Source organism: Cedecea neteri (assembly GCF_000758325.1).
Lineage (GTDB): Bacteria > Pseudomonadota > Gammaproteobacteria > Enterobacterales > Enterobacteriaceae > Cedecea > Cedecea neteri_B.
On sequence record NZ_CP009459.1, the window covers coordinates 2849375 to 2872312 of the forward strand.

The 22938-nt window shown below is 56.9% G+C and carries 23 protein-coding genes; 13 read left to right on the forward strand and 10 right to left on the reverse strand.

Features of this window, described 5'->3' with window-relative positions:
* Positions 1-15 precede the first annotated feature (15 nt).
* A complete protein-coding gene (locus LH86_RS13465; protein ID WP_039302177.1) occupies positions 16-582 on the forward strand; it encodes a carboxymuconolactone decarboxylase family protein in 567 nt (188 codons plus the stop codon).
* A complete protein-coding gene (locus tag LH86_RS13470) occupies positions 583-1209 on the forward strand; it encodes a CDP-alcohol phosphatidyltransferase family protein (protein ID WP_039302180.1) in 627 nt (208 codons plus the stop codon).
* A gap of 181 nt (positions 1210-1390) precedes the next feature.
* Here LH86_RS13470 and LH86_RS13475 read toward each other — a convergent pair whose 3' ends face one another.
* The 5 genes from LH86_RS13475 to LH86_RS13495 all read right to left on the reverse strand — a co-directional run bounded on the left by LH86_RS13475 (position 1391) and on the right by LH86_RS13495 (position 6854).
* Entirely contained in the window at positions 1391-2680 is a 1290-nt protein-coding gene (locus tag LH86_RS13475) for a sulfurtransferase (protein WP_039302184.1), read from the reverse strand.
* Between the two features lie 84 nt (positions 2681-2764).
* On the reverse strand, positions 2765-3388 hold the full coding sequence (locus tag LH86_RS13480) for an ATP-binding cassette domain-containing protein (protein WP_039302187.1): 624 nt from the start codon (positions 3386-3388) through the stop codon (positions 2765-2767).
* On the reverse strand, positions 3388-4962 hold the full coding sequence (locus LH86_RS13485; protein ID WP_052045581.1) for an ABC transporter permease: 1575 nt from the start codon (positions 4960-4962) through the stop codon (positions 3388-3390). The genes LH86_RS13480 and LH86_RS13485 overlap by 1 nt, the downstream gene beginning before the upstream one ends.
* Positions 4959-6116: an ABC transporter substrate-binding protein gene (locus LH86_RS13490; RefSeq protein ID WP_081943013.1), complete on the reverse strand. Its 1158-nt coding sequence runs from the start codon at positions 6114-6116 to the stop codon at positions 4959-4961. The genes LH86_RS13485 and LH86_RS13490 overlap by 4 nt, the downstream gene beginning before the upstream one ends.
* A 51-nt stretch (positions 6117-6167) precedes the next feature.
* Entirely contained in the window at positions 6168-6854 is a 687-nt protein-coding gene (locus LH86_RS13495; protein WP_231562691.1) for a TVP38/TMEM64 family protein, read from the reverse strand.
* A 184-nt stretch (positions 6855-7038) separates the two neighbouring features.
* On the opposite strand from LH86_RS13495, the gene LH86_RS13500 reads away from it, so the two are divergent.
* Positions 7039-7467 carry an organic hydroperoxide resistance protein gene (locus LH86_RS13500; RefSeq protein WP_039302192.1) on the forward strand — a complete coding sequence of 143 codons (429 nt, stop codon included), beginning with the start codon at positions 7039-7041 and terminating at the stop codon, positions 7465-7467.
* A gap of 30 nt (positions 7468-7497) precedes the next feature.
* Here the strand turns inward: LH86_RS13500 and LH86_RS13505 are convergent, their stop codons facing one another.
* Both LH86_RS13505 and xthA read right to left on the reverse strand, forming a co-directional pair.
* A complete protein-coding gene (locus LH86_RS13505; protein ID WP_039302195.1) occupies positions 7498-8166 on the reverse strand; it encodes a TVP38/TMEM64 family protein in 669 nt (222 codons plus the stop codon).
* Between the two features lie 78 nt (positions 8167-8244).
* The gene (gene xthA / locus LH86_RS13510; protein WP_039302198.1) at positions 8245-9051 is read right to left on the reverse strand and encodes an exodeoxyribonuclease III; all 807 of its coding nucleotides are present in this window, start codon (positions 9049-9051) and stop codon (positions 8245-8247) included.
* Positions 9052-9495: 444 nt separating this feature from the next.
* Here xthA and LH86_RS13515 point away from each other — a divergent pair, with 444 nt between their 5' ends.
* The 8 genes from LH86_RS13515 (at position 9496) to hutH (ending at position 19173) form a co-directional block, all read left to right on the forward strand.
* Positions 9496-10716 (forward strand): aspartate aminotransferase family protein, encoded by a 1221-nt coding sequence (locus LH86_RS13515; RefSeq protein WP_039302201.1) that lies wholly within the window; start codon positions 9496-9498, stop codon positions 10714-10716.
* Positions 10713-11747, forward strand: a complete 1035-nt coding sequence (gene astA / locus LH86_RS13520; protein ID WP_039302203.1) for an arginine N-succinyltransferase — start codon at positions 10713-10715, stop codon at positions 11745-11747. Before LH86_RS13515 ends, astA begins: the two co-directional genes overlap by 4 nt.
* Complete coding sequence (gene astD / locus LH86_RS13525; RefSeq protein WP_039302206.1) at positions 11744-13222, forward strand: succinylglutamate-semialdehyde dehydrogenase; 1479 nt, start codon at positions 11744-11746, stop codon at positions 13220-13222. The genes astA and astD overlap by 4 nt, the downstream gene beginning before the upstream one ends.
* The gene (astB, locus tag LH86_RS13530) at positions 13219-14550 is read left to right on the forward strand and encodes an N-succinylarginine dihydrolase (RefSeq protein ID WP_039302209.1); all 1332 of its coding nucleotides are present in this window, start codon (positions 13219-13221) and stop codon (positions 14548-14550) included. Before astD ends, astB begins: the two co-directional genes overlap by 4 nt.
* Before the next feature lie 10 nt (positions 14551-14560).
* Positions 14561-15526, forward strand: coding sequence for a succinylglutamate desuccinylase (gene astE / locus LH86_RS13535; RefSeq protein WP_039302212.1), 966 nt, complete (start codon positions 14561-14563; stop codon positions 15524-15526).
* A 334-nt stretch (positions 15527-15860) separates the two neighbouring features.
* On the forward strand, positions 15861-16346 hold the full coding sequence (spy, locus tag LH86_RS13540; RefSeq protein WP_039302215.1) for an ATP-independent periplasmic protein-refolding chaperone Spy: 486 nt from the start codon (positions 15861-15863) through the stop codon (positions 16344-16346).
* 474 nt (positions 16347-16820) lie between these two features.
* Positions 16821-17366 carry an environmental stress-induced protein Ves gene (gene ves / locus LH86_RS13545; RefSeq protein WP_008456615.1) on the forward strand — a complete coding sequence of 182 codons (546 nt, stop codon included), beginning with the start codon at positions 16821-16823 and terminating at the stop codon, positions 17364-17366.
* Between the two features lie 262 nt (positions 17367-17628).
* The gene (gene hutH / locus LH86_RS13550; RefSeq protein ID WP_039302218.1) at positions 17629-19173 is read left to right on the forward strand and encodes a histidine ammonia-lyase; all 1545 of its coding nucleotides are present in this window, start codon (positions 17629-17631) and stop codon (positions 19171-19173) included.
* A 29-nt stretch (positions 19174-19202) separates the two neighbouring features.
* Here the strand turns inward: hutH and cho are convergent, their stop codons facing one another.
* From cho to nadE, 3 genes are all read right to left on the reverse strand, one after another.
* A complete protein-coding gene (gene cho, locus LH86_RS13555) occupies positions 19203-20066 on the reverse strand; it encodes an excinuclease Cho (RefSeq protein ID WP_039302220.1) in 864 nt (287 codons plus the stop codon).
* Positions 20067-20132: 66 nt separating this feature from the next.
* Positions 20133-21023 (reverse strand): aromatic amino acid DMT transporter YddG, encoded by an 891-nt coding sequence (gene yddG, locus LH86_RS13560; protein ID WP_039302223.1) that lies wholly within the window; start codon positions 21021-21023, stop codon positions 20133-20135.
* A 66-nt stretch (positions 21024-21089) separates the two neighbouring features.
* Positions 21090-21917 (reverse strand): ammonia-dependent NAD(+) synthetase, encoded by an 828-nt coding sequence (gene nadE / locus LH86_RS13565; protein ID WP_039302225.1) that lies wholly within the window; start codon positions 21915-21917, stop codon positions 21090-21092.
* Positions 21918-22184: 267 nt separating this feature from the next.
* Between nadE and osmE the strand changes: the two genes are divergently transcribed.
* Positions 22185-22526 (forward strand): osmotically-inducible lipoprotein OsmE, encoded by a 342-nt coding sequence (gene osmE, locus LH86_RS13570; RefSeq protein WP_008456607.1) that lies wholly within the window; start codon positions 22185-22187, stop codon positions 22524-22526.
* Between the two features lie 150 nt (positions 22527-22676).
* Positions 22677-22913, forward strand: coding sequence for a cell division activator CedA (cedA, locus tag LH86_RS13575; protein WP_008456606.1), 237 nt, complete (start codon positions 22677-22679; stop codon positions 22911-22913).
* Positions 22914-22938: the final 25 nt, after the last annotated feature.

Consider the following 22938-nt stretch of genomic DNA (forward strand, 5'->3'; position numbering starts at 1 on the left):
CAAAAGAGTAACTGAATGATGGAAACGAAAAGCGAGCCCTGGATTGCACCCCTTAAAACGCTGCCCAAAAGCCTGCGCCCGATTGTGGCGATGCAGGAGAAACATTTTGGTGCGGTGTTAAACCCAACCCGCTGGTGGGGGCGTCTGCCGTATTTGTTCTGGCTGGTGGCGCTGTTTGTCGGTTTTCTGGAAAGACGCCGGGCAAAAATCGACCCTGTGACCCGTTCGCTGGTGATGACCCGGGTATCGCAGTTATGTAGCTGCGAATTTTGCATCGACGCCAATAGCCTGCGCCTTGCAGAGCGTAGCCAGTCGATGGATAAAGTGCTGGCGGTGGCCAACTGGCAAAATGAATCCCTGTTTAACGAGAAAGAACGGGTCGCATTGGCCTACGCTGAAGCAATGACCGCCACGCCGCCGCAGGTGACCAACGAGTTAAAAAACATGCTTAAACAGCATTTTAACGACCAGGCTGGGACCGAGCTGACCGCGCTGATTGCCTTCCAGAACCTTTCGGCTCGCTTTAACGCCGCGCTGGATATCCCCTCCCAGGGTTTATGCCCGACAAAGGAAAAACGCTAGATGTTCGACAGCTATCTTCACCCTCGCATCAAACCCGCGCTGAATCGCCTGGTGAGCGTGTTCGATAAGCCCGCTATCACGCCGGACAGGCTGACGCTGGCAGGGTTTGCGATTGGCGTGCTTGCTTTGCCTTTTCTGGCGCTGCAATGGTATCTCCCGGCGCTGGTCGCGATTGTCTTTAACCGGCTACTTGATGGCCTGGACGGCGCGCTGGCGAGACGGAGAGGGCTAACCGATGCGGGGGGCTTCCTCGATATTACGCTGGATTTTCTTTTTTATGCCCTTGTGCCGTTTGGTTTTATTCTCGCGGATCCCGTGCAAAACGCGCTCGCCGGTGCGTGGCTGCTGTTTTCGTTTATCGGCACCGGTAGCAGCTTTCTGGCGTTTGCTGCGCTGGCGCATAAGCACGATATCACGAACCCAGGCTACGCCCATAAGTCGTTTTATTATCTGGGGGGGTTGACGGAAGGCAGCGAAACTCTCCTGCTGTTTGTGCTTGGCTGTCTGTTTCCGGGTGGGTTTGTCTGGCTGGCGTGGGGCTTCGGCGCGCTGTGCTGGCTGACCACGTTCAACCGCGTCTGGGGTGGGTATAAGACGTTAAAACGGCAGGAGAAATCGGCAGATTGAAACCCCTCACCCCGACCCTCTCCCCAAGGGGGAGAGGGAGAAAACAGTTCCAGTCTGGGGGGAGTACTCAAAAGTATGAGGGAGAGAACAATTTCACTCTGGGGGAGAATACACGTACTATTTATCCCCTCTCCCCTTTGGGGAGAGGGTTAGGGTGAGGGGCGCAGTCCTCAAATCAGCATCAGTTCGGTTTACGCTCGCCGCTGACAACAGGATTTTTAGGGTCCGCGCTCCATTCGTACCAGCCGCCGTCATACAGGCCAACGTTCTTCCAGCCCATTGCCCGCGCGTACATCAGCGCTTCGGAGGCGCGCCAGCCGGTTCCACAGTAGAACGCAACGTGCTGATCCGGCCTGATATTCCAGCTTTTCCACATCGCGGTGATATCGTCCCCTGTGCGCATGGTGCCGTCCGGGTTATGGAAGTCTTCCATATGCGTGGAGTCAGAGCCCGCGTGGCCCCAGCGGGCACCCGCAATCTCGCCTTTGGGCTTGATGTAGCTGTACCCGCTGGTGGTGCCGATAAATTCCGGCCAGGAACGAATGCTGACCAGAGAAGCGTCTTTGCGGTGCAGCAGCGCCCGCGCTTGTTCCATGTCCAGCATCAGCTGACGCTGGCCGGGAATCGGGGCACCGAAGTCGGGGGCTGGTGTCGTCTGGCTGGGCAGGCCACGTTCAACGGGCAGATCCGCCGCGCTCCACTTTGTCCAGCCCCCGTCCAGGAGGCGGACATCTTTCACACCGGCGTACAGCATGATCGCCGCCACGCGCGCTGCCGCGTAAACGTCACGGCCATACAAAATGACTGTTGTATCGTGTCGGATGCCGTGCTTCGCCAGCATGGCTTTCAGCTTGTCGTCGGACACTTTGTTCCACAGCGGCTCGCTCTCCACCTCTTCGGTGTTGATGTAGCCCGCGCCTGGAATATGGCTGAGCAGGTATTTTTTCGGCGCGCCCCAGCCCGCTTCAATCACTTTCCAGTCTCCGGCAGGGGAGGCGGTGACCGGTTTTTTATTCTGTAAATCATGGATCCATTGCGGGTACACCAGCTGCTCAAAATGCGTCAGCTTTTGCAGGCGGGAAGGATCCTGCAGGGCGTCCTTCAGGATTGAAATCTGCGTAAAGCCCAGTTTTTCTAAACGAGCTTTCACGGCCCGAGCGTCGTCCCCGTACAGCGCCATTAATCCGTCTTTGGTCAACTGATGCTGCTTAGCCCACGTTGAAATCTGTTCATCGCTCATTAGCGCCAGCCAGGAGGCCGAAAGATTCAATGCGGCGGGTTCATGGCCGCCGCTGCCGTTTAAGGCCTGCGGCCAGCCGTTGTAAAACGCACTCGGGCGAGTATCAATTACCGCACCGTTTTCGGCTTTTACGCTGGAGAGGTTCATTTCAGTGGGCATCGCGGCGGCAAAAGTGACCTGGGACAGCCCGGCAAGCAGCAGGGCAATGGTTAGCTGAGAAACACGTTTCATCTAATAACCTGAAGGATAGCAAAAGAGCCGCAAGTTTAGTCCTCGCTGGCACTGGCTTCTTTGCGATACCTCATGTTCGATGGGTTAAAGCCGGATAATCTGGCCGTGGGCCGGCGCATCCTGCTCATCGTGAGTGACCAGCACGACCGGCAGTCTGAGCTGTTTTGCTTTTTGCCAGACAAATTCTCTAAAGCCCTGGCGCAGCGGCAGGTCGAGGCGGGAAAAGGGCTCATCGAGCAATAAGGCTTCAGGCTCAGCCAGCAGGGTTCGCAGGACGCTGACGCGCGCTCGTTCCCCGCCGGAGAGCGTAGCCGGATCTCTGCGGGCATAGCTGGGCAACCCGGCGCTTTCCAGTGCCTCCGAAACAACACGCTGCCGCTGCGAGCGCCCAACGACTGAGGCGGGAATTGCCATCAGCAGATTTTGCCCAACGCTGAGGTGGGGAAATAGCAGCGCATCCTGGAACAAAATGCCGATTCGGCGCTGTTCAACTGGCAGAAACGTCAGGCTGCGCTGGTTAAGCCGTAGTGTGCCCTGAGCGCTAAACACTGGGGCTAAATCGCCGATCATCCAGTTCAGAAACGTCGATTTACCCACGCCAGACGGGCCCATCAGCGTAACAATCTCGCCCGGCGCAACGTCAAAGCTGATATTCGCCAGCAGCGGTTCGCCGTTACGGGAGAGGGAACAATTTCGCACGCTCAGCATTAGCGCAATCCTTTTCGGTGGGTGCCAGCCTGGCGGCTGGCTGAGATTGTGGCGAAAAATACGGCCAGCGGCAGCAGCATTTGCAGCAAGGCCTGGATTGCAAACTGCTGTGGATCGCCCCCGCTGCTGAGCGCCACGGCTTCCGTTGTGACGGTAGCAAACCGGCCCGCCCCGGCGTAAAGCGTAGGCAAATATTGCGCGATGCTGACCGAAAAACCGACCGCCAGCGCTGCCAGCAAAGGCCGGACGAGCAGCGGAACCTGAATGAGACAGAGGATTTTCCCCGGCGACCAGCCGAAAGTTCGCGCCGTCAGCACCTGGCGCGCGTCGATCCGCTGCCAGGCCGGGGCAAGGATCAACAGCGTATAAGGCACGACCCACAGCAAATGGCTCCAGATAAGCGCGGCCCAGCTTCCTTCCATGTTCAGCCTGAGCAACAGTTGATACTGCCCGGCGGCCAGCGGCAGCGCAGGCAGCAGCAGCGGCAGATACAGCCAGCGATCGTACCGGCGCGGGCAGCCTTTGAGCCACAATATTGTCACGATCGGGGCGAGCAAAGCGCTGATAAGCCCGGCCACAAAACTTGTCCAGACGGGCGTCAGTTCAGCCTGCTGCCAGCCGCTAAGGGTTAAACTTTCAGGCCATCGCGCCGGAGAGAACCAGCCTTCAGCTAAGGACCAAAGGATGAGTATTGCGATGGACGTAAAGCCAAACAGGGAAAGTGAACCGGTGGTCACCACGCCCGCCGAGGGCAGATTCAGGGCATATCGCTTGCCTGAAAAGCACCCGACCCGCCGTTTTATCATTGCCCACACCAAACGCCCGAAAATAGCAAAAGCCCCGAGTATCAGCAGCAACAGACAGGATGCTGCCAGCCCCATGTGCTGGCGGGAGATATCGCTGTCCGTTAGCCATTGCCAGGCCAGCACGGCAAAAGTGGGCGGATTGGCGGGGCCAAGAATCAGCGCGGCGTCCACGACCGAAAGGCTGTATGCCGTCACCGCCACTAAAGCCCAGCCCAGGCGCGGCAAGAGCTGCGGCACCAGCACATAGAGACGGGATTGTAGCTCGCCGTAGCCGAGCGTTCTGGCAAGCGTTATCTGCTGGTGCATTTGTTCGCTATGTAGCTGCGAGGCTGAGAACCACAGTAAGAACCAGGCTTCTTTTAACGCCAGCATGAGGCCGAGGACAATGCCATAGTTATCCGGCGGCAGAGAAAGGTTGAAAAGGCGTGCCAGCCAGCCGCTGTCGGAAAACAGAAAGAAAAAGCCGCTGGCGAGGGCGACGTGCGGCAGGGCCAGCAGCAGCGGCAGGCGCTGAAGATAGCGCTGCCAGCGCTCGCCGGGATAAAGAGTGCAGAGAATGATTAACGTCAGCAGCATCGCACCGCCCACGCTGAGAGTAGTTGAAACCAGCGTAGTCATTAAGGCTTCCGGCCACTGTGAGTCCTGCCAGAAGGCAAGCCAGGTTTCACCTTGTAATAATGGCGGCACTATCAGGGCAAGCCCCGGCAGCACCGGCACAAACACCAGACCCGCCGCCAGTGCTCCGGCAACCGTAAAGCCGCGGCTCATCGCGACCCGTAGCGCTGAAGCCAGGCTTGCTCCAGCGCGTTAACCCAGGCGGCGTGAGGTTCCGCCAGGAAAGGCACCGGGTGCTGGCTTTTGGGCACCCGATCCTCAAGCTGTACTTTGTCCGGTGGCGGCAGCGCGTGGCTGCTCAGCACGCTTGCGTCGCCCCAGACAGCCGGGTCAGCTTTGCGGATTTGCGCTGCCGGAGACATCAGGAAATTAGCCACGATCTGCGCTCCGGCTTTGGCACTGCTGTTCGCTGGAATAGCGACAAAATGCACGTTACCCAACATGCCATTGCTAAAGCCAAAGGATTCTGCCGACGGCTGGAGCTGGCGGCGAGCGATCAGATTGTCGACGTGCGCCGGGTTGAAAGTCACAGACAGCAGCAGCTCGCAGTCGGCCAGCATACGATCCATGCGCGCCGGCGTCGGCGGGAACGTTTTACCTTTTTGCCAAAGGAAAGGATGAAGCTGGTCAAGGTAATGCCAGAGCGGGGCGGTGACTTGCCCGAAGGTGGCGGGATCCGGGGCCGTTTTCAGCGCGGCCGGTTTTTCGGTCAAGACAATCAAAAGCTGTTCAAGGAACGCCGTGCCGGTAAAATCGGGCGGGCGAGGGTAGCTGAGCTTGCCGGGATGGGCTTTGGCGAAGGCCAGCAGTTGTTCTGCATTTTGCGGGAAGGCTGGCGTGCGTAGCTTATCACCGATAAACATCAGCTGTGCGCTTCCCCAGGGCGCCTCAGCCCCGTCAACCGGTACCGAAAAATCTTCCCGCACAGGTTTTTTCACATCAACATATTGCCAGTTTGGCAGGTTTTCGGCCCAGTTTTCGCTGAGCAAACCCACCTGCTTGAGCACGCTAAAGTTTTCGCCGTTAACCCAAAGCAGATCTACCGACCCGTTGGTTTTTCTGCCCGCGGCCGCTTCGCTTTGAATGCGCCTCACCGCATCGGCCGCGTCCGCCAGCTTCACCACTTTAAGCGTCACGCCATAATGCGTTTTTACTTCATGGCTGACCCAGTCCAGATAGCTGTTAACGGCGGGATCGCCGCCCCAGGCGTTGAAGTAAACTGTCTGGCCGTTGGCCTGCTGGCGAATATTCTGCCAGTCCTGAGATTGTGCCACGGCGCTAAAGCCGAGCAGCGTCAGAGCAAGCATCAGCGCCCGTATGCCAGGTATTAATCGTTGCAAGAGAAAGTCCTCAGCGTGTTATGGGGCGGTTCGTCTGACCAGCCAGCGCGCGGCCAGTGGCAATAGCCCTAATAGAGCAAACATCAGCATCATGCCGGGGGAGAGAATATCGCCCAGGCTTTGCAGCTGGCTCAGCTGCCTGCCGGTGTTAATGTAGACCAGGATGGCGGGTAGCATGCCGAGCAGGCTGATCGCGGCATAGCGAACGACGCCTATTGGCGTCAGGCCCATTAATAAATTCACCAGCACAAAAGGGAAGACCGGCGCGAGCCGTAGGGCGAAGAGGTAATGACCGCCGTCGCGCTGTATGCCCAGATCCACTTTTTCCATCATGCGTGAGAAGCGGCGCTGCACCCAGTCCCGCAACAGATAACGGCTGATTAGCATCGCGGCGGTTGCGCCTGCGGTGGCCGCCAGGGCGACCAGCAAGGTGCCCAACACCAGGCCAAAGATAGCCCCGCCCAGCAGCGTGAGCAGAGTGGCACCGGGAATGGAAAAGGCGGCGGTAAGAAAGTAGCAGCCCAAAAAAGCCACAATCGCCAATATTGGGTGCTGTGCGTGCCAGCGCGCAAATTCAGCCTGCGAGTGCTGCAGCGCCGACAGGCTTAGGGTGCCCGGAGGAAGCAGATACAGAAATAGCCCCGCCATGATGATCAGCAGCGCAAAAATACCCTTACGCACGCTCACCTCGTTTATTTTGCTCATCCATCTTCATCCAGCACCCGCTGCCGTAAAGGCGTGGAGTATAGCGGAGGGGCTGTGACAGCTTGCTTGAGCCAGGTCATGAAGCGGATACAGAGTTATACATTTTGGCCAGCCGGAGAACATATTGCAGATACATCGCGGCGGTTAAATGGCGGCTCTTCTTACCCACGATTGAGGAATCACCATGTCCAGCAAACTCGAGAAAGTGCTTTATACCGCCCATACCACAACCGTTGGCGCGCGCAGCGGACACGGGCGCTCTGATGACGGCAGCCTGGATGTACAGCTAAGCACGCCGGGGTCCGGCAAACCGGGCACAAACCCGGAACAGCTTTTTGCCGTCGGTTATTCCGCCTGCTTTATGGGGGCGATTGGGCTGGCGGGGAAAAAACTGGCTATCCACATTCCGGAAGAAACCGCCGTGGATGCCAGTGTCTCGCTGGGGAAAGTCGATAACGACAGCCAGTTTGCACTGGCGGTAACGCTTCACGTCAGGCTGCCCGGACTGAGCGAGGTGCAGCGGGAAACTCTGCTGGCAACTGCCCACGCAACGTGCCCTTACTCGCGAGCGATTGCCGGGAATGTTGACGTGACCTTGCTTTCGCAGGGCTAGCGACAAAACGCCTTCGATGATCGGAGGCGTTTAATTTTTTAAGCGGGTTCTTTTTATCAGCCAGTGGGACACGAGCGGCAGCAGGCCAATCAGTGCAAACAGCAGTAGCATGGTGGGGGAAATAATGTCCCGCAGGCTTTCTATCTGACTAAGCTGGCGGCCGGTGCTGATGTACAGCACGATAGACGGCAGCAGGCCAAGCAGCGTGACTATCGCGAAACGAACGGCGGAAATCGGCGTCAGCCCCATCAGCAGGTTGATGATAGAAAAGGGGAGAACCGGCACCAGGCGCAGGGCAAACAGGCAGTGCGTAATATTGTGCTTAATGCCCTCGTTGATCTTCGCCATTGTGGTGGCAAAGCGCCGCTGTACCCAGTCATGCAAGAAGTAACGGCTCAGCAACATCGCCACGGTTGCGCCGCTGGCTGCCGCCGTGGCAACCAGCACGGTGCCTTCGACCAGCCCAAATAGCGCACCGCCCATCAGGGTCATAATGCGCGTGCCGGGGAAGGAAAGGGCAGAAATCAGGAAATAGCCGAGGAAGAAGGCGCTCATCACCAGCGCCGGGCGCTCGGCGTGCCAGAGAGTGAGCTGGGCGTGATATTTCTGCAGCGTCGCCAGGCTAAGGGTCCCCGGCGGCAGCAGGATTAACAGCGAGATGACCAGCGTGGCCAGCAGCAAAAACAGGATTTTACGCATTCTGTTCGCGCCTCGTCAGGGGGAAAAACGGCATCTCGCTGTCCTTGTCTGAAGATGTGTCTACCTTCAGTATTTCCCTTACCGCTTAAACTGCGCCCAAACAGGGGCGTGGTCGGACGGTTTTTCCATGCCGCGAATCTCGTAGTCGATCCCGGTTGCCACGCAGTGCGGCGCGAGCCCCTGGCTTGCCAGCAGCAGGTCTATCCGCAGGCCACGGTTATCGTCGAAGCCTTTTGAACGGTAGTCAAACCACGAGAATTTGTCCTGTGCTTCCGGGTTAGCGTGGCGGTAAGTGTCCACCAGGCCCCAGCCGAGCAGGCGAGCCATCCACTCACGCTCTTCCGGCAGGAACGAGCATTTTCCGGTACGCAACCAGCGCTTACGGCTATCTTCGCCGATTCCGATGTCGAGATCCGTCGGGCTGATATTCATATCCCCCATGATCAGCACCGGATTTTCCGGGCGCAGTTCACCCTGCAGGAAGTCCTGCAGATCCTGGTAAAACTTAGTCTTGGCCGGGAATTTGGTTTCATGATCGCGGCTTTCGCCCTGCGGGAAGTAGCCGTTAATCACCGTCAGGTTGCCAAATTCAGACGGAATTTCCGCCATGATAATGCGGCGCTGGGCGTCTTCGTCGTCAGTCGGGAAGCCTTTACGTACCGAAATCGGTTTCTCTTTGGTCAGCAGCGCCACGCCGTAATGGCCCTTCTGGCCGTGATAAAACACGTGATAGCCGAGTTTCTCCACGTCTTCCAGCGGGAACATATCGTCGTGCACTTTGGTTTCCTGCAGACCAATAACGTCCGGCTGATGCTGTTCCACGATGGCTTCAAGCTGATGAGGACGGGCGCGCAGGCCGTTGATATTAAAAGAGACAAATTTCATAGTCGCTGCCAGGTTGTCAGGTTAATTGTTGCAGGATGGTAGCAGAAAACGGCGCAGGTTGCTGCGCTGAAGCTAATCGCTGCCATAGGCGCGTTTGACGGGCAAAAATAAAGCAACATTTGCACCAAAATTGATCTCGATGCGCAAAAAGGGGGCGAAAACGGCAGGCAAATCCCGAAGGCGATCACAATTCCAGCATTATATTTTACCACTGCATAATATTTCTTGTTTTCGTGTCGCGAATCAGGCGGAACGTTAAAACTATGCACTAAATATTCACTTTAAGTGAATAGTGAGTGTTTTTAAGTTATTGATTTTTCGTTTTACCCTTCGGTTTATGCATTTTTATCGCTGGCTGGCACGATGCCTGCAATCTACATTTACAGCGCAAACACTCAATTATTTAACATTTAATAAACTTTTTGTTTACCGTGAGGGGTCACTATGTCGCAGTCAATTACACGCCAACATTTCGACGAATGGATGATGCCGGTTTACGCCCCTGCGCCTTTTATTCCGGTTCGCGGCGAGGGTTCCACCCTGTGGGATCAGCAGGGAAAAGACTACATCGACTTTGCCGGTGGCATCGCGGTTAACGCCCTGGGGCATGCTCACCCTGAAATGCGTAAAGCGCTGGAGGAGCAGGCGGCAAAATTCTGGCATACCGGCAATGGCTACACCAACGAGCCGGTATTGAAGCTGGCGAAGCAGCTCATCGACGCCACCTTTGCGGAGAAAGTGTTCTTCTGTAACTCAGGGGCTGAGGCCAACGAAGCGGCGCTGAAGCTGGCACGTAAATATGCCCATGATAATTTTGGCGCGCAGAAAAGCGGCATCGTCGCGTTCAAGAATGCGTTCCATGGCCGCACGCTGTTTACCGTCACGGCCGGTGGCCAGCCCGCTTATTCTCAGGATTTTGCGCCGCTGCCGCCGCAGATTAACCACGCGGTGTTTAACGATTTGCAGTCAGCCCGTGACCTGATTAACGACGAAACCTGCGCGGTGATCGTCGAGCCTATGCAGGGTGAAGGCGGGGTCGTTCCAGCGACACCAGAGTTCCTTCAGGGGCTGCGCGAACTTTGCGACAAACACAACGCGGTACTGATTTTTGATGAAGTGCAAACCGGCGTGGGCCGCACGGGTTCTCTGTATGCCTATATGCATTATGGCGTGACGCCGGATGTGCTCTCGACGGCCAAAGCGCTGGGCGGCGGCTTCCCGATTGGCGCACTGCTGACCACCGATCGTTTTGCCAAAGTGATGGTGGTTGGCACCCACGGGACCACCTACGGCGGAAACCCGCTGGCCTCTGCGGTTGCCGGTCGCGTGCTGGAAATCATCAATACACCTGAGGTGCTCAATGGCGTGAAACAGCGGCATGACTGGTTTGTTGAGCGCCTGAACCACATTAACCAGAAGCATCAGCTGTTCAGCGAAGTGCGCGGATTGGGGCTGCTGATCGGCTGTGCGCTGCGCCCTGAACATGCCGGTAAAGCGAAACTTATTCTGCAGGCTGCCGCCCAGGAAGGCCTGATGATGCTGATTGCCGGGGCTAACGTGCTGCGTTTTGCACCAGCGCTCATCGTCAGTGAGGCGGAAGTTCAGCTGGGCCTGGATCGCTTCGAGCGCGCCTGCGAACGCTTCCTTGCGGGAGTTTCATCATGATGGTCATCCGCCCGATTGAACGGGGCGATCTGCCGGGGTTGCTTAAGCTTGCCGGGAAAACCGGCGGCGGGCTGACCTCGCTCCCCGCCGATGAAAAAACGCTGGCCGACCGAATCGAACGCTCGCTGCAGACCTGGCAGGGCGGGCTGCCGAAGGGCGATCAGGGCTATGTTTTTGTGCTGGAAGATACCAGCAGTGGCCAGATGGTGGGGATTTGCGCCATTGAGGTGGCCGTGGGCCTGAACGATCCCTGGTACAACTACCGGGTCGGGACGCTGGTTCATGCCTCCAAAGAGTTGAATATCTACAACGCGCTGCCCACGCTGTTTCTCACCCACGATCACACTGGCGCGAGCGAACTTTGCACGCTGTTCCTCGACCCAGCCTGGCGTAAAGAGGGTAACGGGTATCTGTTATCCAAGTCTCGTTTCCTGTTTATGGCGGCTTTCCGCGAGCGCTTCAACGACAAAGTGGTTGCCGAGATGCGCGGGGTAATCGATGAACATGGGCATTCACCGTTCTGGGAAAGCCTTGGGAACCGCTTCTTCTCTATGGAGTTCGCTCGCGCCGACTACTTATGTGGCACCGGGCAGAAAGCTTTTATTGCCGAGCTGATGCCAAAACACCCGATTTATACCGACTTCCTGTCCAAAGAGGCACAGGCGGTGATCGGCCAGGTGCATCCGCAAACGGCGCCAGCGCGCACCGTGCTCGAAGCCGAAGGATTCCGCTATCGTAACTATGTCGACATCTTCGACGGCGGCCCTACGCTGGAGTGCGATATCGACCGCGTGCGGGCGATCCGCAAGAGCCGACTGCAAACCGTCGCGGTAGGCCAGCCCGCTACCGACGAACTGCCCGTTTGCCTGGTCGCCAATGAAAATTACCACCAGTTCCGCGTGATGCTGATCAAAGCCGATCCGAAAGGCGAGAAACTGGTTATTGATGCTGCAACTGCCGACGCGCTGAAGTGCGCCAGCGGCGATACCGTGCGCGTAGTGCGCCTGTGCCCCGAGGAGAAAAAAGTATGACTAACTGGATCAATGGACAATGGGTGCCGGGCCGTGGCGAAGCGCTGTTAAAACATAACCCGGTGAGCGGCTCGCTGCTGTGGGAAGGGCTGGTGGCGGATAAAACGCAGGTAGAAGAAGCCTGCCGGGCGGCTCGCGCGGCGTTTCCTGCCTGGGCGAAACGCCCGTTTGCGGAACGCCAGGAGATTGTGGAGCGTTTTGCAGGTCTGCTTGAGACGAATAAAACTGCACTCGCTGAAACAATTGCGCAAGAAACCGGCAAACCTCGCTGGGAAGCGGCCACCGAAGTGACCGCGATGGTCAATAAGATTGCTATTTCCATCAAGTCTTACCACACCAGAACGGGCGAAACGCACACCGCGATGCCGGACGGGGCGGCTACTTTACGCCATCGTCCTCATGGCGTGCTGGCGGTCTTTGGCCCTTACAACTTCCCGGGTCATTTGCCCAACGGCCATATTGTGCCGGGACTGCTGGCCGGTAATACCCTGGTGTTTAAACCGAGTGAGCTGACGCCGCGCACTGGTGAGCAGGTGATGAAGCTTTGGGAAGAAGCGGGCATACCCGCTGGCGTGCTGAACCTGGTACAGGGCGGGCGCGAAACCGGCGAGGCGCTGTCTAATCAGTCGGCGCTCGATGGGCTGCTATTTACCGGCAGCGCGGGCACAGGTTACCACCTTCACCGCCAGTTTGCCGGGCAGCCGGAGAAGATCCTCGCCCTGGAAATGGGCGGGAACAACCCGCTGATCGTCGAAGATCCGCAGGATATCGATGGGGCTGTGCACGTGGCTATCCAGTCAGCGTTTATCACCGCCGGGCAGCGCTGCACCTGCGCCCGCCGTCTGCTGGTGAAGCAGGGCGAGCAGGGTGATACGTTTATTCGCCGTCTGGTTGAGGTTTCTGCCCGTCTGCAGCCGGGGGAGTGGGACGCTATGCCACAACCGTTTATTGGCGGCTTGATTTCGGTGCAGGCGGCTGAAAGGGTACTGACCGCGTTTCAGGCTCACGTTGCCCGCGGCGGTAAACCGCTGCTTGAGCCAAAAATGATTCGGCCAGGCACTTCTTTACTGACGCCGGGCATCGTTGAGCTTAGCGGTGTGGCTGACGTGCCGGATGAAGAAGTGTTTGGCCCGCTGCTGGCGATTTACCGCTATAACAGCTTTGACGATGCGATTCGGATGGCGAACGACACGCGCTATGGCCTGGCGAGCGGGCTGATTTCTCCGTCCCGTGAACAGTTTGACCAGCTTTTACTGGAAGCCAGAGCCGGGATCGTGAACTGGAATAAACCGCTGACCGGCGCTGCCAGCACTGCGCCATTCGGCGGCGTGGGCGCTTCGGGTAACCACCGCGCCAGCGCCTGGTATGCGGCGGATTACTGCGCCTGGCCGATGGCTTCGCTGGAAAGCACGAGCTTCGCGCTACCGCCAACCCTGAGTCCGGGGTTGGATTTCAGCCGTGAGGAGCAGCCATGAAGCGCGCGCGTGAGGCCAACTTCGACGGACTGGTGGGGCTGACCCACCATTACGCCGGGCTGTCGTTCGGCAATGAAGCCTCGACGAAGCACCAGTTCCGCGTGTCTAACCCAAAGCTGGCGGCAAAACAGGGGCTGCTGAAGATGAAAGCGCTGGCGGACGCGGGGTATCCGCAGGGCGTGATTGCCCCGCAGGAGCGGCCGAATATTGGCGTGCTGCGCCAGATAGGCTTTAGCGGCAGCGACGAGCAGGTTGTTGAGCGCGCGGCTCGGCAGGCTCCTCAGCTGCTGTCCGCCGCCAGTTCGGCGTCTTCGATGTGGGTGGCGAATGCGGCGACGGTATCACCGTCAGCCGATACGCAGGACGGCAAAGTGCATCTCACCGTCGCCAACCTGAACAATAAATTCCACCGCGCCAGTGAAGCACCGACGACAGAAAGCGTGCTGCGAGCGATGTTCCGGGATACCGGGCGTTTTACGGTGCATGGCGCGCTGCCGCAGGTGGCGCTGTTTGGTGACGAAGGCGCCGCCAACCATAACCGTTTAGGCGGCGAGTATGGCGAGCCGGGCGTGCAGCTGTTTGTTTATGGTCGTGAAGATTCGAAAAGCGGGCAGGCCCCGGCCCGTTATCCTGCCCGTCAGACGCTGGAGGCCAGCCAGGCCGTGGCGCGTTTGAATCAGGTGCGTTCTGAGCAAGTTATCTTCGCTCAGCAAAACCCGGCAGTGATCGACCAGGGCGTTTTTCATAACGATGTTATCGCGGTCTCTAACCGCGAGGTGTTGTTCTGCCACCAGCATGCGTTTGTGGATCAGCAAGGGCTTTATCAGCGTCTGCGCGAAAAAGTCCCTGGTTTTACTGCGCTGGAAGTCCCGGACGATTTGGTTTCGGTGGCCGATGCGGTTTCGACCTATCTGTTCAACAGTCAGCTGCTGAGCCGCGCCGACGGCGGCATGACGCTCGTGCTGCCGGAAGAGTCTCGCCAGCATCCCGGCGTCTGGCGCTACCTTAACCAACTGCTGGAGGCGGATAACCCTGTCCGTGAGCTGCAGGTGTTCGATCTGCGGGAAAGTATGGCTAACGGCGGTGGCCCGGCGTGTTTGCGCCTGAGAGTAGTGCTGACGGATGAAGAGCTTAAAGCGGTTAATCCGGCGGTGATGATGAACGACACGCTGTTTATGACGCTCAATGGCTGGGTTGACCGCTGGTATCGCGACCGTTTAACCCAGGCTGATTTAGCCGACCCGCAGCTGCTGCGCGAGGGGCGTGAAGCGCTGGATGAACTGACGCGCATTCTGGATTTAGGCTCGGTGTACCCGTTCCAGCAATAGGGGAGAAAGAATGATTGATTTTCTGGCGCAGACGCTGGCCGGCAAGGCGCCTGAACAAACCTCCGGAGAGAATGCTCACCTCAGCTGGCGCTGGTGGGACGAAGGTATTCTGACGTTGACGCCACATGAGACGACGGGGAAAGCACTGGTTATATCGGCCGGGATCCACGGCAACGAAACCGCCCCGGTGGAGATCCTTGGCCAGTTGACCAACAGCTTGATCGCGGGGCGGCTTCCGCTGCAGTGGCGCACGATGATTATTCTGGGTAACCCAGCGGCGCTGCGCGTGGATAAGCGTTATACCCATAGCGATATGAACCGAATGTTTGGCGGGCGGTGGCAGCAGTTTCCTGAAAGCGTAGAAACCCAACGTGCGGCCAGGCTTGAACATGCCCTCGAGCAATTCTGGTCGCGAAGTGAGGAGCAAACCCGCTGGCATCTGGATATGCATACCGCCATTCGTGGCTCTTATCATCCCCGGTTTGGCGTGCTTCCGGCGAGGCCGCTGCCTTATAGCGAGAGCTTTTTAACCTGGCTGGGCTGCGCCGGGTTGCAGGCGCTGGTGTTTCACCAAAAGCCCGGCGGCACCTTTAGCCATTTCAGCAGCGAGCATTTTGGGGCGCTGAGCTGCACGCTGGAGCTGGGAAAAGCCAGGCCGTTTGGGCAGAACGATCATGGCCAGTTTGCGGTAACCAAAGAAGCCATCTCGGCGTTATTAAGCGGGGCGGCGCCACCGACCATGGAGGTGGAGCCGCTGCGTTACCGCGTGGCACAGCAAATCACCCGGCAGTCGGAGAAATTTGTGCTGCACATGTCCGGCCAAACGCAGAACTTTACCGCGTTTTCGAAGGGCACGCTGCTGGCTGAAGATGGTGAGAAGCGTTATGTCGTTGCCGGTGAAAAAGAGTACGTTTTATTCCCCAACCCGGATGTGGCGCTGGGGCTGAGAGCGGGGCTGATGCTAGAGGAAATTTAAACTTTAAGCAGCTCTGAATAATTGAGCTGCTTAATCATTTCGTGTTGTTAATTTATTTACGGATAATTCCTGGATACAGGGTTTATTCGTCAGGTTGATTGCTGTACACTCTTCATATTGTCTTTATAATCAGTGTGTTGTTATATTTGGTTGCACTATTCCCCGCCTTAATCCTTATTTTCTTCATAATTGATGCATTCTTGTTTTATATCCTTTCAATGATTTACGGATGCCACCGTCTCCTTGACGATAAGACTCGTAAACTCATTCTCGTCAACACGACATCGTCGTTTTAAGCGAGTCGTCAATTTAATGAAAAGAGAAGGTTAAAAATATGCGTAAATTAACTGCACTGTTCGTCGCTTCTACCCTGGCTCTGGGCGCCGCAAACCTGGCGCATGCTGCGGACGCAACCCCGGCTGCGGCTCCACAAACCGATGCCCCGATGATGCACCATAAAATGATGCGCGGCCCGATGCACGAGATGATGTTCAAAGACCTGAACCTGACCGATGCGCAGAAACAGCAAATTAAAGACATTATGAAAGAGCAGCGCGGCAAGATGCAGCGCCCATCCGTTGACGAACGCCGCGCGATGCACGACGTGATTGCCAGCGACAGCTTCGACCAGGCCAAAGCACAGGCGCAGGTCGATAAAATGGCAGAGCAGAATAAAGCGCGCATGCTGGCGCATCTGCAAACCCAGAACAAAATCTACAACATCCTGACGCCGGATCAGAAAAAACAGTTTAATGCGAATTTTGAGAAGCGTCTGACAGAACGTCCAGCGCATGAAGGTAAAATGCCAGCTGCTCAGTAAGCCTGAGCAACTAAATTAAGACCGCCGGTCCTGTTCACAATAGCGAGGTACGCTGTGAACAGGATCGGCGGTTTTCTCGTTTAATCACCTTGCCCCACTATTTCCCTTTCTCTCGACTTAAATAATACCGCCTGGCAATAATCACGTCGGCCGGACAAGCCCTTTTAAATACTCAATTTCAGCAACTTACATTAAAAATTGCAGCTCACTCCGCAGATTTTACCGCCCGGTATTGAGGGCGATAAATTTACTTTGCTTCCCGACAAAAAAGCCGCTAAATCATTGTCACAAAAATAGAACCAGGGCTACAGCAACCGGCCACGGCTGCCGATAACACTGGCGTCAGGCAAAGATCTGACGAACAAAACAGAGAACTGATGAGCTGGCCGCCGGGCGGAGATCTTCCTTTGGGGTCGCTCAATTTAAAGAGCTAATGCCAGGGTGCACGGATGCCGTGCGTCCTCAGGAGTGGTGATGGAATTCTTTGATATACGAAAGGTGCCGGTTAACCTCTGGCGCAACGGCGCCGGGGAAACGCGAGAAATATGCTGTTTTCCGCCCGCGACGCGAGATTTCAACTGGCGCGCCAGCATCGCCTCTTTGGCTCACAACGGTGAGTTTCCCGTCTTTCCGCAGGTTGACCGGGTGATGACTCTGCTGGAGGGGAGTGAGGTTGTTCTCGACGGCGGAAAGGCGTTCAGGCATACGCTCAAGCGCCATCAGCCTTTTACTTTTGCCGGTGAACAGCCCGTAAAAGCTGAACTGACTCGCGGCATGTCGATGGACTTTAACGTCATGACACGCCGGGACCGTTGCCGGGCCCAGGTGCGGGTGGCGGACAGAACCTTTACTACTTTCGGTACCCGGGGCGGCGTTGTGTACGTCCTGAGCGGGGAGTGGCAGCTGGAAGATAAGCTGCTTTCACCGGACCAGGGCGCCTGGTGGCAGGAAGGCAGCCACACGCTGCGATTGCTAAAAAACGAAGGGCAGCTGTTGTTTAGCGAAATTACTTATTTGTAGACTGAATGCCCGGAAAATGACCGGGCAATCTACTTTCTTTCTGCTACTTATCCTCAGAAACGGCTGTTTTGTTGCGGTTTCTCTCTCCATTTCCCCTCCCTGTAAACGTCCTGTAGCATCCCGTGCTGGATAAATTTCACAAGCGCGATCCGGCTCACCGTTCGATAAAAAAGTCCTATGACCCGCTGGCGGATTATTTGGTTTATTAGTTAAGTTGTATATACAAATATAGACAAAAACCCGATGCAAACAGGATGCTGACATGTCAACGCAAAAGAAGCTATGCAGTCTCACTCCAGGTTCCGTTTCACTGGCCACTCTGCGCGAGATCTACCATGGAAACGTGCTGCTCAGGCTTGACCCAGGGGCGGTTGCCGCCGTTGAGCGGGCGCTCGGTACGGTAGAAGCTATTGTTGCCCACGGCGACGTGGTCTACGGCATTAACACCGGTTTTGGCAAGCTGGCGCAAACCACCATCGCCACCGATCATCTGGCTGAACTCCAGCGTAATCTGGTGCTTTCTCATAGCGTGGGGCTCGGCGAAGCGCTGCCGGATGATGTGGTCCGGCTGGTGATGGCCAGCAAAATTATCAGCCTGTCACGCGGGCATTCCGGCGTTCGCCTGCTGGTGATTGACAGCCTGATTGCACTGTTCAACTCGGGCGTAATGCCGGTGATCCCGGAGAAAGGCTCGGTGGGGGCATCCGGGGATCTGGCCCCGCTGGCGCACCTGTCGCTGATGTTGCTCGGGGAGGGGAATGTCAGGGTGAACGGCGAACAGATCCCTGCCGTTGAGGGCTTGAAACTGGCAGGCGTTACGCCGCTGGTGCTGGGGCCAAAAGAAGGCCTGGCGCTGCTCAACGGCACTCAGGTTTCGACGGCGCTTGCGCTTCGCGGGCTGTTTGAGGGCGAGAAAGTGTTTGCTGCCGGGCTGGTGGCGGGAGCTTTGTCACTGGAGGCTATCAAAGGCTCCGTGAAGCCGTTCGATGCGCGTATCCACCAGGCTCGTGGCCAGGCGGGGCAGATTGATGTGGCTGCGGCGGTCACTGCGCTTCTGGCCGACAGTAAAATTGTTGATTCCCACGCGCATTGTGGCCGCGTGCAGGATCCTTACTCCATTCGCTGCGTGCCACAGGTGATGGGGGCGTGTCTGGATAACCTGCGGCATGCCGCGCGTGTTCTGCAGATTGAGGCTAACGCCGCCTCGGACAACCCGCTAGTGTTCAGCGACACCGGAGAAGTGATTTCCGGCGGCAACTTCCACGCGGAGCCCGTCGCTTTTGCCGCCGATATTATCGCGCTGGCGGTGGCGGAAATTGGCGCGATTTCGGAGCGTCGTCTGGCGCTGTTGCTGGACACTGGACTCTCAGGCTTGCCGCCGTTCCTCGTGAAAGAGGGCGGGATTAACTCCGGCTTTATGATTGCTCAGGTTACCGCTGCGGCACTGGCCTCCGAGAATAAATCACTCGCCCATCCTGGCAGCGTCGACAGCCTGCCAACGTCTGCGAATCAGGAAGACCATGTTTCGATGGCGACCTATGCGGCTCGTCGTTTGGGTTCCATGTGCTTTAACACTGCGGCAGTGGTTGGGATTGAGGCGATGGCCGCTGCTCAGGGCATCGAGTTTCACCGGCCGTTGCGCAGCTCACCGCTGCTTGAAAAGGTCTTCGGGGATATCCGCGAGCGCGTGGCATTCCTGGAAAAAGACCGTCTGCTGGCGCCGGATATCGAGCGAATGCGCCTCTGGGGCTGCAGCGACGGCTGGCCGGAGGCTATCATGAAGCTTCTGCCTTCGTCGGTGGCATAGTATTTTAGACTCCTCTCTTTGAGGGGAGTCTACTTCAGTTCTATCACCTCATATTCCCCGCTCAGCATCAACTTACAGAGAATTTTATAGCCGTCGTTATCAAAGCCCTCCGGCGGCTGACGGCGGGTTGTCGCGTCATTTAACTGCTGCACCGAGCCAAGATAAAACCAGTGATCGATCAGGTGATACTCGGTCATCTCCGGGCTGTGTTCCACGATGGCGACGGCGCTTTTCCATGGCCAGCAAATCAGGCGCACCTGTTCAAGAGCCTGAACCAGGCGGGCGTGATGTTCGGCCTGAGTCTCTTTCCCGCAGCAGGCTCCGGCGCAGCGTTTAAGCGCTGAGCGAAAACAGGCCCGGCCCTTACTCAGTGACTCCAGGCCCAGCAGGCCGTAACAGAGGCGATGCTCATCGGCTAGCCCTTGCAGCGTTTGCAGCGCAGCCCGGCGGTTCGCGTACAACCCGTACAGGCCCGGTTGACGGGAGAAATCGATATCTTTGGCGTAGACAACCTGCGGTGTCTCCCCCAGGAGAGACAGGGAACAAAGCTGGCGGTTACGACGCAGGCGTTTGTTGAACAGAGGCTGTTGCTCTTTGATCATTTGCGCTTCGAGCAGCAGCGCCCCGAGTTCGCCGGCGGTGCGGATAAAGGTAATCCGGCGAGACTGCCTCAAGAGCGCGGCTTCATCAGGCGTACGAAAATGGGACATCACGCGCGTGCGGATATTGACGCTTTTGCCGATATACAACGGCATAACGTCGCTTTCACCGTGAAAAACATAGACGCCGGGTTTTTTGGGCAGATCATCAAGCCACGGCCTGAGATGCTCTGGATATTCATAGACCGCCGCGGCTTCAAACTCTAGCCGCGACGTATTTGCACGCCTGACCACATCGGACTCCTGGGTACTGTTTATTTCACCAGTATAGCAGCCGTGAAGGTGAAGAGGGAATCGCCCTTAACCATAGCGTCGGGTGGCAAGCCAGCAGAGCAGAGAACCGCCCACAACCATCAGTACGCCTTGCCAGAAAGCAAAGCCGGGATGCAGGCCCAGCCACAGCGTGGCGAGAAGGGCCGATAACACCGGCGTGAAGTAGGACGCCGTGGCGAGCAGCGTCATGTTTCCCCGCTGAATGCCAATATTCCAGGCTGAGTAGGCGACGGCGGTGGAAATCCCCATAAACAGCAACTGCGCCGTGCCAGACAGGGTGAAGTGCATTTCCGGGTGTTCAACAAAGGCGAACTTAAACCACAGCACCACCGCAGTGGCACAGAAGAACAGACTGACGCCGCTTTTGCCTTCGCTCCAGCGCCGCGTCAGGTTGCAGTAAAGCGCCCAGATAACGGCGGCGGCGAAAGCCAGACCATAGGCCAGCGGGTTATCGAGAATATTGTGCCACATCACCAGAGGCGACCAGTCGCCGTCACCTTTCATCACCTGCACAATCCCGGCAAGGGAAAGCGCGAGCCCGGGCCACAGCCACAGGTTGCTACGCTGCCCATTAATAAACAGGGCAAAAAAGACGGTCAGGCAGGGCCAGAGATAATTGATCATCCCCAGCTCCAGGGACTGGACGCGGGTATGCGCGTACCCAATTGAAAGCGCCAGGCTTATTTCATAGCTAACAAAGAGCAGCCCACCAGCCCAGAGGTAACGGGGTGGCAGTTCGCGTATTTTGGGTAAGCCCCGGACGAGGCAAAGACACAGCGCGCTGACGGTGTAGAGCAGGGCCGCGCCGCCGACTGCGCCAAAGTGCTCGCTGATGCTGCGCAACAGACCAACGGAGGTACTCCAGAGCAGGATTGCGATAAGGCCGATAAGCGTGGCGCGTTGCGAAGAGGTGTCCATGTCCATCCTGTAAAAAAGGCGGCACTGTGCCGCCCTGAAAAATTGCTTACGCAAAGCTGTTTCTGACTATTTTTTCCAGAAATCATCAAACACGGTAATCGGCGGGCGGCGCTTGTGTTCTGTTTTCAGATACCAGCCTTCGATGATTTTTGCGGTTTCAGCCGGAACGGTTTTACCTTCCAGATAATCGTCAATTTGTACATAGGTTACGCCCAGGGCTGCTTCATCCGGCAGTGAAGGGCGATCGTCTTCGAGATCGGCTGTAGGGGCCTTCAGGTACAAATGTTCCGGGCAGCCCAGCGTTTTCAGCAGCAGTTTGCCCTGGCGTTTGTTGAGGCGGAAAATAGGGTTAATGTCAGTGCCGCCGTCGCCATACTTGGTGAAGAAGCCAGTAACGGCTTCCGCGGCATGGTCAGTCCCCACGACGACGCCTTTGGTCATCCCGGCGATGCTGTACTGCGCTTTCATGCGCTCGCGGGCTTTTTCATTGCCGCGAACAAAATCGCTCAGTTCGATACCCGCCTCGCGTAGCGCCTGCTCGCTGGCAAGCACTGCGCCCTTGATGTTCACCGTTAGCACGCGATCCGGCTGGATAAATGCAATGGCGTCCTGGCAGTCTTGCTCGTCGGCCTGCACGCCAAACGGCAGGCGCACGGCGATAAATTGATAGCTATCGTCGCCGGTTTCTTCACGCAGTTGGCTAATGGCTAGCTGGCAAAGTTTGCCTGTCAGAGTGGAGTCCTGGCCGCCGCTGATCCCCAGCACCAGAGATTTAATAAACGGGTAGGTTTTAAGGTACGTTTTCAGAAAATCAACGCTGACGCGGATCTCTTCGGTGGCATCGATCTGTGGCTTGACGCCCAGTGCCTGAATAATCTCTTGTTGCAGAGCCATTTAACCCCTCCAATAAGCTTTACCTGCAACGTGCAGGCCGCAAAATTTAACTGCCCTAAAACTTACCCTGTTGCGCCTAAAACGACAAGGCTCAAAGACTTGCCCGGCCCGCAGGCGGCGAGTTTTCCTGCAAACCAGACAGGATTCTTATGAATACTCCTTTTGTCCGAATTTTCGCGTGTTAAGGCTAACGAGTTGAAAAATGTTCTTTTATATTCCAGGCTTATCTAACACGCAGGATCAATACATTCATTGATGAGGATAATTATGAATAATAAATTTGCAGGATTTTTAGGCGCGGCAGCGGTAATGACTATGCTGGCAGGGTGTACCGCTTACGATCGTACCAAAGATCTGGTGACTGAGCCGGTGGTCAAAGATGTTAAAAAAGGCATGACCCGTGCTCAGGTACAGCAGATTGCGGGTAAACCGTCTTCCGAAATCACCATGATCCACGCCAAAGGCACCTGCCAGACCTATATTCTGGGCCAGCGTAACGGCAAAGCTGAAACCTACTTTGTTGCACTGGATGACACCGGTCGGGTGATGAACTCCGGCTACCAGACCTGTGCCGAATACGACACCGACCCGCAGGCACCTAAAGCCTAAGCTAGCTCGTTGTAAAGGGCCCGGCTGCAGTCTCTGCGCCGGGCTTTTTTTGCCTTACGGGCTGAGACAGAGAAGAGGGGGCGACGAAGAAGGGTGAGATCCGCTATCATGGTGAGGTTGTTCACTAATTCATTTCCAATCCCGTTGCCTATGAAACCACTGCGCCAACCGAATACACGCCCAATCATTACCTACACGCCCCGCGTGGAGCCTGCGCCGCCTTCTCATGCGTGGCGAGTCGACGGGTTTAAAGATGTTTATCTGCTGCGCGGGCAGTATGTAGCGTTTGTTTTACTGGGTGATGCCTTCCGCCAGTCACCGCCGTTTACTTTGCCCGAATCGGCACAGCGCTGGGCAAAACAGGTTCGGCAGGAAAACGAAGTATAAAAAAAGGCCGCTAGTGATAGCGGCC